General features: G+C 62.5%; 14 protein-coding genes. 9 read left to right on the top strand and 5 right to left on the bottom strand.

Translation table 11 applies throughout. The annotated features are described in order from the left end of the window. Positions 1-104 precede the first annotated feature (104 nt). Positions 105-557: a DUF3005 domain-containing protein gene (locus P0D73_RS01955; protein WP_408429614.1), complete on the bottom strand. Its 453-nt coding sequence runs from the start codon at positions 555-557 to the stop codon at positions 105-107. Between the two features lie 333 nt (positions 558-890). Here P0D73_RS01955 and P0D73_RS01950 point away from each other — a divergent pair, with 333 nt between their 5' ends. The 3 genes from P0D73_RS01950 to P0D73_RS01940 all read left to right on the top strand — a co-directional run bounded on the left by P0D73_RS01950 (position 891) and on the right by P0D73_RS01940 (position 3,070). Next, on the top strand, positions 891-1,124 hold the full coding sequence (locus tag P0D73_RS01950; RefSeq protein ID WP_132378249.1) for a hypothetical protein: 234 nt from the start codon (positions 891-893) through the stop codon (positions 1,122-1,124). A gap of 126 nt (positions 1,125-1,250) precedes the next feature. Then, a complete protein-coding gene (epsC, locus tag P0D73_RS01945) occupies positions 1,251-2,177 on the top strand; it encodes a serine O-acetyltransferase EpsC (protein ID WP_132378247.1) in 927 nt (308 codons plus the stop codon). 71 nt (positions 2,178-2,248) lie between these two features. Continuing rightward, positions 2,249-3,070 (top strand): AraC family transcriptional regulator, encoded by an 822-nt coding sequence (locus P0D73_RS01940; protein ID WP_408311896.1) that lies wholly within the window; start codon positions 2,249-2,251, stop codon positions 3,068-3,070. 3 nt (positions 3,071-3,073) lie between these two features. Here P0D73_RS01940 and P0D73_RS01935 read toward each other — a convergent pair whose 3' ends face one another. The 3 genes from P0D73_RS01935 to P0D73_RS01925 form a co-directional block, all read right to left on the bottom strand. Beyond that, the gene (locus tag P0D73_RS01935) at positions 3,074-3,589 is read right to left on the bottom strand and encodes a metal-dependent hydrolase (protein ID WP_408429340.1); all 516 of its coding nucleotides are present in this window, start codon (positions 3,587-3,589) and stop codon (positions 3,074-3,076) included. 139 nt (positions 3,590-3,728) lie between these two features. Beyond that, a complete protein-coding gene (locus tag P0D73_RS01930) occupies positions 3,729-4,199 on the bottom strand; it encodes a hypothetical protein (RefSeq protein WP_408175377.1) in 471 nt (156 codons plus the stop codon). Positions 4,200-4,390: 191 nt separating this feature from the next. Further along, a complete protein-coding gene (locus tag P0D73_RS01925; protein ID WP_408429337.1) occupies positions 4,391-5,542 on the bottom strand; it encodes a porin in 1,152 nt (383 codons plus the stop codon). A 628-nt stretch (positions 5,543-6,170) separates the two neighbouring features. On the opposite strand from P0D73_RS01925, the gene P0D73_RS01920 reads away from it, so the two are divergent. Then, entirely contained in the window at positions 6,171-6,707 is a 537-nt protein-coding gene (locus P0D73_RS01920) for a hypothetical protein (RefSeq protein WP_408280698.1), read from the top strand. 219 nt (positions 6,708-6,926) lie between these two features. Further along, on the top strand, positions 6,927-8,879 hold the full coding sequence (locus P0D73_RS01915) for a PhoX family protein (protein ID WP_408429335.1): 1,953 nt from the start codon (positions 6,927-6,929) through the stop codon (positions 8,877-8,879). 132 nt (positions 8,880-9,011) lie between these two features. On the opposite strand, the gene P0D73_RS01910 is transcribed toward P0D73_RS01915, so the two are convergent. Beyond that, complete coding sequence (locus P0D73_RS01910; protein WP_408175213.1) at positions 9,012-9,446, bottom strand: hypothetical protein; 435 nt, start codon at positions 9,444-9,446, stop codon at positions 9,012-9,014. Positions 9,447-9,687: 241 nt separating this feature from the next. Here P0D73_RS01910 and P0D73_RS01905 point away from each other — a divergent pair, with 241 nt between their 5' ends. The 4 genes from P0D73_RS01905 to P0D73_RS01890 are packed head-to-tail and all read left to right on the top strand — an operon-like array spanning position 9,688 to position 13,006. Further along, positions 9,688-10,389 (top strand): CDP-alcohol phosphatidyltransferase family protein, encoded by a 702-nt coding sequence (locus tag P0D73_RS01905; protein WP_408429332.1) that lies wholly within the window; start codon positions 9,688-9,690, stop codon positions 10,387-10,389. Then, the gene (locus tag P0D73_RS01900; protein ID WP_408429329.1) at positions 10,386-11,198 is read left to right on the top strand and encodes a HalD/BesD family halogenase; all 813 of its coding nucleotides are present in this window, start codon (positions 10,386-10,388) and stop codon (positions 11,196-11,198) included. The genes P0D73_RS01905 and P0D73_RS01900 overlap by 4 nt, the downstream gene beginning before the upstream one ends. Then, a complete protein-coding gene (locus tag P0D73_RS01895) occupies positions 11,195-12,214 on the top strand; it encodes a lysylphosphatidylglycerol synthase domain-containing protein (protein WP_132378230.1) in 1,020 nt (339 codons plus the stop codon). The genes P0D73_RS01900 and P0D73_RS01895 overlap by 4 nt, the downstream gene beginning before the upstream one ends. A 27-nt stretch (positions 12,215-12,241) precedes the next feature. Continuing rightward, positions 12,242-13,006 carry a phosphocholine cytidylyltransferase family protein gene (locus tag P0D73_RS01890; RefSeq protein ID WP_408175208.1) on the top strand — a complete coding sequence of 255 codons (765 nt, stop codon included), beginning with the start codon at positions 12,242-12,244 and terminating at the stop codon, positions 13,004-13,006. The last annotated feature ends 127 nt before the right edge of the window (positions 13,007-13,133 follow it).

Below are 13,133 nucleotides of genomic sequence, written 5' to 3'. Positions count from 1 at the left end.
AGCGCGCACCGCGAATCAAACGGTGCGCGCTTCGCAATACACTGATTAATCGGGGCCTGCGTCTGAATTCAAACACGGACCAAATCAGGACGCAGCGCAAATGTTTATTTCACCCGATGTAATTCGATCAGCCGGGTCGGGCGTAAATGATTAAGGGCGTAATGGATACGGCCGCGCTCCTGACGGCTGCCAACCGGTCGCGGATCGTCGTATAGATGATCCGCCGAATATGCGCCCTGCGGCGCGACCATGCCTTTGTCGATCACCGTGCAGCCCGGCTCGAGCGCCAGCAGCAGATGATTGCCGCCAACCCGGCTGTCGAAGCCGGCCATGCCGTCGTGCGCCTCGGGCACGCTGTTCGTGAGGGTCGCATTGCTCGTGGTGATCTCGTCTGGCGAGATCGGGCTGTGGCCCGCTATGCGCGCGGCTTCGAGATTCTTGCCGTCGGTGTCGACGGTGCTGTCGTGGGTGCGGTCGTTGTGCAGTTCCGTCGAACTCGGGCCGTGAGTGGCCGCCGGCTGGTTCGCGTCTGCTGGCTTGTTGATAGCGCTGTTCATCATGCGTTCTCCTTGAAGAGGACATGGTGTGACATGCAGCAAAACCCGTTCCGCCTCGCACAAACCCTGATTCACCTGTTTTCACTGCGCTTTGTCCGCAGTTGCATGCGTAGTTGTATGCGCAGTTGCAAGTGAGGTATTCGGCTGGCGATTGCGTCCGGGATTCTTTTCGTTTTTTTTAATGGACGCGTATTTTCTACAGAGTATGATCTTACTCCGACGAGCGAAGCGCGGTTAAATTGAAGACATTCGGTCCGGCTATTTCTTCATGGCCGGCAGCACCGTCTGCGCGCCACTCAAAACATTTTACGGGGCCGTCAGGGCGGGTGACACATGCACTTCGATGCTGCATTCACACATCGCGGCTATTTGTTAAATTGCGCGCCGGCACGCGCGGTCGATGGCACTTGGCAACCTTACGTAGTCATCTCCCGCTCGAGCGACGGCGAACTGGTCGCCAACCGTTTTTTCCCCACCGACTTGCGCTTTCGTGACGAAGCGGCCGCCATTGCTCATGCGCGCGATTGGGCCGTGCGCTGGATCGATGCGAGCAGCGTGACCATCTGAGCGCCTCCGGCGTGCCATGCCGCGTATGGCACGCCGTCGCGCGGTGCTGCGCGAGCCTCGGCAAAACGCGGTAATCTCTCGGCATAATCACTTCGAAGCCTGCTCATCGCACGGCGCTGTCCTTTTATGCCTAACGTGCCTTCCCATAACTGGGGCCTCGAACAGATCGTCGCCGACTTGCGCGCGTCGCGTGAAGAATTGCATCGCACGCGGCATCCGCTCGGCATTCGCGAACTGCCGTCGCGCGAAGCGGTGATCAACATCGTCGCCGGCCTGCGCGCGGCGCTGTTTCCCACGCACTACGGCGCGCCCGATCTGACTGACGAAACCGTCGACTATTACGTCGGCCATACGCTTGAAAGTACGTTGCGGCTGCTGGCGGAACAGATTCGCCGCGCCCTGCGTTTTTTGCCGGAGTTCGGTGAAACACCCGATGCGGATTTGCAAGCGCGCGCGTTCGACGTCGCGCGTGAATTCGGCACGCAATTGCCGGGCATTCGCGCGCTGCTGGTCAGCGACATTCAGGCGGCTTTCACCGGTGATCCGGCTGCGCAGCACATCACCGAAATTCTGCTTTGCTATCCGGGCGTATGGGCGATGACGCATCATCGGCTCGCGCACGCGCTGCATCGCCTGGGCGTGCCGTTGCTGGCGCGTTTCATCAACGAAATCGCGCACTCGGCAACCGGCATCGACATTCACCCCGGCGCGACGATTGGACCGAGCTTCTTTATCGACCACGGCACGGGTGTCGTGATCGGCGAGACCGCGATCATCGGCGAGCGCGTGCGCGTGTATCAGGCCGTGACGCTCGGCGCGAAGAGTTTCGCCGCGGATCTCGACGGTACGCTCGTCAAAGGCAACGCACGCCATCCGATCGTCGAGGACGACGTCGTGATCTATGCCGGCGCGACGATTCTCGGGCGCGTGACGATCGGGCGCGGCTCGGTGATCGGCGGCAACGTGTGGCTCACGCACAGCGTGCCGCCGGGCAGCAGCGTGTCGCAAGGCAAGATCCGCGAAGGCGAGCGGTCCGACGAGGGGCGGCAGTGATACGCGGCTTCGTTCGCGCGTGCTCGCGTGTTTCGATGCGCAAACCTCCTATCAGCTGCTGAGCGATGACCATGCCGCGCGGCCGCGTTCACATGCCTCGCTGCGCGATTGCCGGCGTTGAAGCGACGGTGGCCGAAACGGCGCATGCATTTCCGCGCCATTCGCACGACCGCTTCGGCGTCGGTGTGATCGTCAGCGGCGGGCATCGGTCGGCGAGCGGACGCGGACTCGTCGAAGCGCGCGCCAACGACGCGATCATGGTCAATCCCGGCGAAGTCCACGACGGCAGTCCGCTCGATGAGCGCGGGCGCACGTGGCGCATGTTGTATTTCGAACCGTCGATGTTCGTCACCGCCGCGAGTGAACTGACCGGCGCGGCGGCGCGCGAGCTCGAACTCACGCAGCCGGTGGCGCACGATCCTTTGCTGAAGCGTTTGTTCGAGCGGCTCTTCAGCGTCGCGGTGGAAGTGCCTTTCGTGCCCGACGATCTGGCGCGCGAGGAGGCGTTGCTCGAACTGCTCGGGCATCTTGTGCGCGTGCATGCGACGCGGCCGATACGCTCATCGTCGACTGATGCGTTGGGTCCGATTGCGCGAGCGAAAGCACGCATCGACGACGATCCTTCCTCTGCGCTCACACTGGCCGATCTCGCCGCCGATGCCGGCATGAGCCGTTTTCAGTTGCTGCGTGGCTTCGCGCATGAAATGGGTCTGCCGCCGCACGCGTACAGAATGCAGCGTCGCGTGGTGCTCGCGAGGCAATGGATCGCGCGGGGCGCGACGCTTGCCGATGCGGCCGCCGCAGCGGGCTTCGCCGATCAGAGTCACATGACGCGCGCGTTCGTGCGCTTACTCGGTGTGACGCCCGCGAACTACGCGGCCGCGCTGCGGTGATGTTTATCCGATTCGCAAATGCTGCAGCAAAGCTGCGCCATGCACGCCGTGCAACCAGACGTGTTGCCCGATAAACCACGCCGCCGCCCACGAAGCCGCCACGACGATCAGATCGCAGTGCCCGCTATTCCAGAGATTCAACGAATGCCGGCCGGCAATCCACGGTACGCCTAATGGATTCGGCCAGTCAGCGAACAGATGCATCAGACCGCCGCAGGCAAATCCGAACGCCGGCGCGGCATACACGGAATGCCCGAGCCAGTGGTACGACACCGCGAGCAACGCGAGCCATCCCACGCCCCAATGCGTCAGCGTGCGATGCGTGATCCACAGACGCCGCGCGCGCGACCACCACGCGACTTCGAGCCAGTCCGGCGCCGTGCTGCCAATCACACCGGTGATGAAACTCAACACCGCGCCGAGATGAAACGAACCGCCGCCGCCGATGCGCGCGACGATCGCCGCCGCGATGACGCCGGCTGCAAAACCGGTAGCGTGATGTGCTTTGCTGGATGCCATCGAAACTCGCGGCAGAGCGCCGCATCAAGAACAAAGGGCGGCTATGTTCGCAGATGAGCGGATAAAAAAATAGCCGACACGCGAGTTAAAAAAATCGCGCGTCGGCGTGGCCTTCAAAACGCAAGCGTGCGACCGAAGCTCAGGTCGCGCAGCGTGCAATATCGAAGCGCATTTCCGGTTCCGGCGGATCGTCCGGCGCGTTCGCGGGATGCATCACCTTGATGACCGAGCCGGTGTTCGACGGCGTCAGCGTCACGAAATACGAGTTGTTCGAATCCGAGCCGACGGCGATCTCCGTCGCGCCGCCGACGCGCGACATACGCACGCGTGACAAACGGCTTTCGAGGCAATCGGCGATATAGGCAGGCGCGCGTTGCGACGACACGTACATCATCGGCAGGGACGCGTCGCGCGCTGGGCCGCTGGAAGAACCGCAACCGGCAAGCGCAGCGAGCGCGGCAGCAGCGGGGGCAAGCAGGAGAAGTCTTTTCATGGTCTGGTCGTCGGCGTCCCCGGTCGTACGCGGGAACTTGGGGCGCGGGCGAAGCGCAACGCGATAGAGCGCAACGTCATGCTTCGCGACGAAGCCGCCGTTCAACCGCAACGGCATCGCGACATTGCGGCAAGGAAGGCAACTGCGGTCAGTATACCCATCGGGTGTGCGCGTCGTCACTATCCACGGCCGTCGGCATTGTGTCCAAACGTAAGGGCCATAAAAAACCCGCGACGTGATCGTGTCACGCGCGGGTTGTCCGCGAAGCGAATCGATACATTCGCTGCGCACGTACCACCTGAAAATACTTAGAAGCGATGGCGCAGGCCGACTGCCGCTGCCAGCTGATTGCCGTTCGACGACGGTGCGAGGGTGTTGATCGCCGCGACGTTCGAGCCGAAGTTGCCGAGCTCGCCCGATGCATGCTGATACACGCCTTCCACGTACACGTCGGTACGCTTGCTCAGCGAGTAGTCGCCTTGCAGCGACACCGTGTGCCACTTCGGATCGCCTGAACCGTTCGAGCCGGACATCTTGCCGTCCGTGAACGTGTACGACGCCGCGAGGCTCAGTGCCGGCGTCAGTGCATAGCGGCCGTTCACTTCATAGTTGTCCAGGTGCAGGTTGGTGCCGGCGACGCCGGGCAGCGTCGTGCCGCCGATGTCCACGCCGGTAATGCCGTCGAGTTGTGTGTGCGTATAGACGAAGCCGACCGTTGCCGGGCCATACGTGTAGTTGATGCCCGCGCCATACGTGCGCTGCAGATCGGCTGCGACCGCCGCGGTGCCGTCGCCTTGCGACACGGCGCCGCTCAGGTTCGAGCTGCCCGACTTGTTCAGTTGCAGGTAAGCCGCGGCAACGCTCAACGGACCGTTGTCATACGAAGCACCGACGCTCCATGCACGGTTGTTGGAGAAATCACCGGCCGAATTGCTGAAGCCATACAGGCCGCCGAACTTCAGGCCCGCGTAGTTCGCGCTCGTGTACTTGACGGCGTTCTTGATCGAGAACGAGTTATCGAGGTTGTCGTTGTCGAACGGGTGAGCCGCGAGGTTGTTGCCGTAGCCCGCGCCGGCTTCGGACAGCGGCGCCAGGTAGTCGACCACGGAATCGTATTGACGGCCGAGCGTCAGCGCACCGTACTGATCGCTCTTCAGACCGACGAAAGCCTGACGGTTGAACATCGTGTTGCTTTCCGTGTCCTGACCGTTGTTCAGGTTGAAGCCGTTCTCCAACGTGAAGATCGCATGCAGGCCGCCGCCGAGGTCTTCGCTGCCGCGCAGGCCGAAGTAGGTGTTCGACACCGAGCCGCTGCCTTGTTGCCAGTTGCTATGGCCGCCCTGGTTGTTCGAGTAGACGAGACCGGCGTCCAGCGTGCCGTACAAGGTCACGCTGCTCTGTGCATGGGCGCTGATGGCAACCGCGCCCAGGAGGCCTGCTGCGATGAGGGTTTTTTTCATGGTTAGATAACTCCGAAACAGTGCATGGGGAATCGCATTCCAGTGCTCACCGCCGATTGCGCCGGCGGGCTGACGATCCGCTGCGAAGTGTATTCCTGCTATTCCTATCTTTAATCGCATATGGCACAACAATGAATTCTCGAATCCGTAATGGTGAATATGAAATTGTGTAAGTGCGGGTAAATAAAGAAAAAATCTGTTCGGCTATGAATTCATGGATGCCGTGTCAATGGCGTGTTGTTGCCTGATCGCGACGAATCGCCGCAAGCCATGAGCAGTAAGGAATGGCGTCTATTTCGAGATATTTCGTCGATTTATTCTATTTCCTGCAATGCACTCTTCCAATTCGCAGGATCTATTACGATGAATTACGGTTCTACAATTCGTCTTGCCCCTTGACCAAGGGTGTCTTTTTCATCTTTATACGCGGCCTTCGGGCCGCTTTTTTTTAGGATTTTTTATAATCGGTTTATAAGTTCCCGAGAATAATGAAATAGATTATTTCGATTGGCGGTGCGCTCTCCGTGGCTTGTCCGTTCGTCAGAGGGCCGCATCCGCGGAGTGCGAGGCGGGTAGAATTGCGCGCTTGAGATGTGTTTCCGCCCCCGCGAACGTGAGTGAACCTGTAATGACCGATACACCCCTTCCATCGTCCGACACCGCTGAAGATCTCACGACGGAAGGCTCGTCCGAACTGGGCGAGACCGTGCACGAAGCACGCCTGTGGCGCGACGACGGCTGGACCGCGCGCGTCATCAAGAATGAAGACGACGAAGGCTGGGCCGTCGAAATGATCAAGGACGGCGAAGCGGAACCCGCGCTCGTCGGTCCGTGGACGATGGGCCGCAACAAGAAGGATCCGAAGCCGCTGGACACCTCGGCGTTCAACACGCTGGTGAAGACCGCGTCTGAAGTGCTGCGGCGCCACGAGCAGCAACTGCGCGCGCAACTCCATAAGGAAGTGCGGGTGGCGAGCGCGGACGGCAACGACGAACTCGACATTACGCTCGACATCGTTCCCGACGAAGACGAACCGTATGCGTTGTTGACCGCGCTCGACACGTTCGGCGAGCAGCTCGCGCAAGTGCAGGTCGCGCCCAACTTCAAGCTCAGCAAGGCGAGCGCCGCGGCGTGGGTCGAGAACGAGTTTCGCCGTCCAGGTTAAAGATCGGCTCCGCTCCGGCCTGCGACAGGCTCCGGGGCTGGCCGGGTTGTCTCCCAACGGCCTGAACAAAATATTACTAAAACCTGTCAATATACTTTCATATTCACTTCATAGAATCCTCGCGTCATAGCGGCGCGAGCGTGAACCATGTGGTTTGGGGTTTGAGTGCGTGCCGGCTGTGCATTCACCCACGCTACCCAAACACTGGATCACGACAACATGGCAGAGCCGCTCGACCTTTCCCGCCGCAAGGCCCTGAAACTCCTCGTGGGCGCGCCGATGCTGCCGCTCGGCGGGCTCGCCACGGCTTCGATGCTGACCGCTTGCGGGGGCAGCGACGAACTGGCGACGCCGGTCAAACCGGTCGCGAACTTCGTCTCCGCGGCGTTCGCGAGCATGGCCGCGCCGACGCTGGCCGACCCCGCCGCCATGGCGAAGACCACGGTCGCCTCGACTTTGACGGTGCAACTGAGCGACGGCAGCAGCCGCGCGTTCAAGCTGGCGTATCAGCCGTTCTTCGTCACCGGCGACAGCGTGCCGAACGTGAAGGGCGGCACGATCCTCGCGGGCGGCTATTTCGACATCAACAATCAGCCGATCGCCGATAAATCGGTGGCGGGCAAAGAGCGCCAGTTCTACTCGGATTGCCCGGACGGCAGCTCGCTGATCCGCCTCGACAATCCCACGGTGAAAGGCCTCAAGGGCAACGCGGTGTTCGCCGTCGTGCAGTTTGAATACGCGACCCGCGATCAGAGTCTGGTGTCGATGTACGGCCAACTGCCGTCGCCGATCGCCGTGCTCACGCTCGATCAGGATCCGGCCACCGGCAAGCTCACGCTGGCGGGGTATTCGAACGTCGATACATCGAAGGCGCATGGTTTGTGGATCACCTGCGGCGCGAGCCTGTCGCCGTGGAACACGCATCTGTCGAGCGAGGAGTACGAGCCGGACGCCACCACGATTGCCGGCAACAGCCAGTTCAAGGGCTTCAGTCGTAGCCTGTATGGCGATGAAACCACCGCGAACCCGTATCACTACGGGCATCTGCCGGAAGTCACCGTCAATCCGGATGGCACAGGCACGATCAAAAAGCACTACTGCCTCGGCCGCATTTCGCACGAGCTGATTCAGGTGATGCCGGACAAGCGCACCGTGCTGATGGGCGACGACGCGACCAACGGCGGCCTGTTCATGTTCATCGCGGATCGCGAAGCCGATCTGTCGGCGGGCACGCTGTACGTCGCGAAGTGGACGCAAGTGTCCGCGAGCGGCGCGGGCGCGGCGACGCTGTCGTGGATCAACCTGGGCCACGCGACCAGCGACGAAATCGAGGCGCTCGCCAACCAGTTGCGCGCGAGCGACATCATGGACGTCGCGACCAAAGACCCGCTCGATCCGGCCTACACGAAGATCAACTACAACGGCACCTTCAACTGGGTGCGCATCAAGCCCGGCATGATCCAGGCGGCCACGTTCCTCGAGACGCATCGCTACGCGGCGCTGGCCGGCGGCAGCATGGGCTTCACGAAACTCGAAGGCACGACGGTCAATATCAAGGACAAGGTGCTGTATTCGGCGATGTCGCGCATCGAGAAGTCGATGGTGCGGGGCAATGCGGCATCCACCGACGTAGCCGTCGACAAGACCATCAACGCCGGCGCGGTCTACGCGCTGAACATGAAGGGCGGCCAGCGCGACCGCAGCGGCGCCGCGATCAACAGCGAATGGGTGCCGGTCGACATGGCCGCGCTGGCGGCGCTGGTCGGCGAGGATCTGTCAGCGGCCGATGCGCTCGGCAACACCGCTAACCCCGAGCGGATTGCGAACCCGGACAACCTGAAGTTCTCGGAGAAGCTGCGCACGCTCTTTATCGGCGAAGACAGCGGCATGCACGTGAACAACTTCCTGTGGGCGTACAACGTCGACACGAAGACGCTCGCGCGCGTGCTCTCGTGTCCGGCGGGCGCCGAGTCGACGGGCCTGCACGCCGTCGACGAAATCAATGGCTGGACTTACGTGATGAGCAACTTTCAGCACGTCGGCGATTGGGAAAGTCCGTTGCACGACAAGATCAAATCGACGCTCGATCCGCTCGTGCGGGCCAACTACAAGGACCGGTTCGGGGCGACGGTGGGATATCTGACGGCGGATCCGGCGGGGATCAAGTTGTAAAAAGGGTGTGAGTGGGATCGGCCTGCCGCGCGCGTGATGGCGTGTCGGTCAGGCCGCGCACAGGAACGCCGAAACCCGGCGTCCCTCTCTTCGGCCGGCCCATTCCCGCAAGCATGGTGACCGCGCGCCGCCTCAACTCCGCTTACAAAAAATCGCCGTAATGAGCGGCGCTACGCGGTGCACGATCGCCGTGCTGCCGGTGCCGGCAATCGCGTTCCGAACCTTGGCTTCGCTGCCGAACACCACGACGCCGTAGGCCGAACGCGCGACCGGCTCGCCGTCGCCGACGCGGAACATGGGATCGTCTTTTTCGTAGCCGACCACCGCGAACACGCGAAAGCCGTATGCGGTCAGATCCGCGCCGGAGGTCGGCGAGAAGGCATTGATCGAATTGCTCTCCACGCGCGTGGGCTTCGGGTCGATCATCTGTTGCTCCGCAAGGTCGGCAATGAACTGATGGCCGCTTTCATTGCAGGCGAGCGGCGCGTCGAGCGCGGTGGCGTAACTGGCGAGCGGCAGCGCGGCGGCCACCAGAGCAAGGAGTACAGACGAAAGAAAGCGTTTCATAAGCGTGGACGGCCACCCGATTCGATGTAGTGTGTTCGCAACGGGCGGTGGCGTGATCTCGAGACCCGAAAAGACGTTGCGCATCGACGTGATCCCCTTGAGGGCAGGCGCAACTGGTTTGCACTTTATCGCGATTCGGCAAATCTTGCTTTACAGCCAGCACAGATCGGCAACTCGCGGAGGGTAAAGAAACGTACGGTAAGAAAGCAATCTTTTGCGATCCCGTATATATTTCCGGGTTATGAATTCGCGACCCCAACCTCCTATTAACGTTCCGCCGCCCAGAACATGGGACGCGCGGCTCGCCCGCCGGCTCGTGACTCCGCTCGTGAACACGTGGGTCACGCCGAACCATCTGACCACGCTGCGCCTGCTGATCGGCCTGGCAGGCGCGCTCTGCGTGGCTCACGGCGAATTCGCGTGGGTCAACACCGGCGCCTTCCTGATCGTGCTGTCGAATTTTGTCGACCATACGGACGGCGAACTCGCGCGAATCGGCGGGAAGTCGAGCCGGATCGGTCATTTTTACGACCTCGCTTGCGATGCCCTTGTCACCGTCATGTTGTTCGTCGGCATGGGCGTGGGAGCGGGCGCCACGCACATCGCCGGATTGAGGGTCGCGCCGGGTGTGCTCGGCGGCGTGGCCGGCGTGGCGATCGCGCTGATTTTCTTCCTGCGCATGCGCATCGAGGAAATGGCCGGCAAGGCGGGCACGAAGCAGGCATCCGTCGGCGGTTTCGAAACTGAGGACGTCTTGTATCTGCTGCCGATCGTCACGTTGACGAGCGTCGTGCTGCCCTTCGTCGTGGTGGCGTCGATCGGCGCGCCGCTTTTCGCTGTTTGGGTGGTGATTGACTACTGGCGCGTTGCGCGCCGTGCCGCTACCCCGGCGGCCGCTGCCGCCGGCAAGACCGAAACTAGTCAAATGTGGGCCAGCGAATGAGTACGCAGGCCGAAAACGACGTGATCGCGTCCGCTCCGGTCGGACGTACGCCGGCTGCCTCGCCCGCACCGAATGCCGACCGCGCGGTCGCGAGCCGCACGCGCGCGTTCGACAACCCGCGTCTGCGCAAGGATTTCGCGGAGCAGGGCGCGTTTCTTTATCTGGAAGACTTTCTCGCGCCCGAAGTCACGGCGCAGCTCGTCCACAGCGCGCGTTCGCTGCTCGACGAGGTGAACCGCAACTATCTGCCGGGTCACAAGCAGGGCGGCAGCGTCAGCCGTCATACGATCGACCGCCTCGCGCCGTTCGTCGCCGAGCTGTACCGCTCGAAGGAATTGATCGGCTGGCTGGAGCAACTGAGCGGCGACAAGCTGCAGCTCTCGCCCGCCGACGATCCGCATGCGTACGCGCTGTATTACTACACGCGGCCGGGCGACCATATCGGCTGGCACTACGATACTTCGTACTATGACGGCCGCCGTTACACGCTGCTGCTCGGCGTGATCGACGAATCGTCTTGCCGGCTCGACTACGAGCTCCACACGCGCAATCCGGATATCGCGGATCAGCCGGGCTCGGTGCAGATTCCGCCGGGCGGCCTCGTGTTTTTCGACGGCGACAAGCTGCGCCATCGCATCACGCCCGCTGGCGCGAACGAAATGCGCGTCTCGCTCACTTTCGAGTACGTGACGGATCCGAACATGCGGCCGTGGCGTCGTTTCATCTCGAACATGAAGGACGCGATTGCATACTTCGGCTTCCGCCAGGTGTTTCGTCAGATGACCCAACGCGGGAAGGACCGCGCATGAGCCGCGCGGCCCTGATTCTGCTGTCGATCGGGACGGCGCTGTTTGTCGGCCTGCTCGCGTGGCAGGGTTTCGGCACGGTCGCCTCGACGCTGCTCGCGGCCGGCTGGGGACTTGCGCTCGTCGCGGCGTTCCACCTCGTGCCGCTGATTCTCGATGCCGGCGCGATCTCGGTGCTGTTTCATCCTCGTCGTGACGGCGTGCATCATGATCTGACCTTGCGCGACGCGCTGTTCGCGCGTTGGATCGGCGAGTCGGTGAATAGCTTGTTGCCGGCCGGCCAGATCGGCGGCCCGGTCGTGATGGTGCGGCAACTGTCCCAGCGTGGCATGCGCATGCGCGATGCGGCCGCTGCGATCACGGTCAGCACGACCGCGCAGGCGCTCGCGCAAATCCTCTTCGCATTGGGCGGGCTGTTGCTGTTCGGCGCTTATGCCGCGCACGGCGCGCTGCACGATTTGCAGACCGCGACGTTGATCGCCACCGGCGTGCTGGGCGCGATGATCGTCGGGTTCTACTATGCACAGCGGCGCGGTCTGTTCGGCCGCTTGCTCGGTGTGGTCTCGAAGCTTTTCGGCAAGCGCGACTGGTCTTCGTTGATGACGCGTGCCGAAGCCGTCGATGCCGCCGTGCAGGCCATGTACCGCGAGCGCGGCCGCGTGGCGGCGAGCTTCCTGATGAGCCTGCTGGGCTGGATCGTCGGCACGGTGGAGGTGTGGCTCGCGCTGCGCTTTCTCGGTCATCCGGTCGATTGGGTCGACGCCCTGCTGCTCGAAAGCCTGGGGCAAGCGATTCGCGGCGCGGCGTTCATGATTCCCGGTTCGCTCGGCGTGCAGGAAGGCGGCTATCTGCTGCTCGCGCCGCTGGTGGGCTTGCCGCCGGACGCGGCCTTGGCGTTGTCGCTCGCCAAGCGCGCCCGCGAAATCCTGCTAGGCTTGCCGGGTCTGCTGGTTTTGCACTTCAGCGAACGAAGCTGGCAACGGCGCCGCGCGACAGGGCGCGTGCCGGTTGTCGATTAAACTCCGTATTTTTTCAAAGGACCGCGCATGCGTGCCATCATCCTCGCAGCGGGCCTCGGCCTGCGTCTCCAGCAACCGCCGGAAGCTCAGTTCCCGAAGTGTCTGTTGCAATTCGACGGCATGAGCCTGCTCGAACGGCATCTGCAAATGCTCGAAACCGCCGGCGTGACGGAAGTCGTGCTGGCGCTCGGCTTTCAGCCGGAATCGGTGCAGGCGGAACTGGAGCGCATCAACTGGCCGCACAAGGTGGAAACGGTGCTGAACACGCGTTACGACCTGGGCAGCGTGCTGACGGTGCACACGGTGGCCGAGGCGCTGACGCGCGGCGGCGACGTGCTGTTGATGGACGCCGACGTGCTCTACGACGAGCGCATTCTGGCTGCTCTGGTGGCGGGTGAGACGGTCAACCGCCTGTTGATCGACCGTGATTTCGAAGCCGGCGACGAACCCGTCAAGCTGTGTCTGAAAGACGGCGTGCCGGTCGAGTTGCGCAAGCAGCTCGCCGTCAATCTCGAGTACGACACCATCGGCGAATCGGTCGGGTTCTTCCGCTTCCGTCAGGAAACCGCGCAGCGCTTTGCGCAGATCGTGGCCGGCTACGTGGACAGCGACCGGGCCAACATGCCGCACGAAGAAGCGGTACGCGATCTGCTGCTTGAGCGCAGCCAGGTGTTCGATACCGCCGACGTGACCGGCGCACCCTGGATCGAAATCGACTTCCCGAACGACGTGGCTCGCGCGAGCACCGAGATCCTGCCGCAGTTGCAGCCGCTGGTCAGCGCATCGCGCTAAGCAGTTCGTCTGCCTCTTCGCTGACGTATCGAAGGTTGAGCCGGCTGAATGCCGGCTCAACCTTTTTGTGCTTATCCCTCGAACATTTGCATCGCCCGGTGCTTCGTTGCACGCTCAACCATCGCGC

This window comes from Paraburkholderia sp. RL18-101-BIB-B (assembly GCF_046026985.1).
In the GTDB taxonomy this organism is placed as follows: domain Bacteria; phylum Pseudomonadota; class Gammaproteobacteria; order Burkholderiales; family Burkholderiaceae; genus Paraburkholderia.
This window is presented reverse-complemented; position numbering and strand designations above follow the sequence as displayed.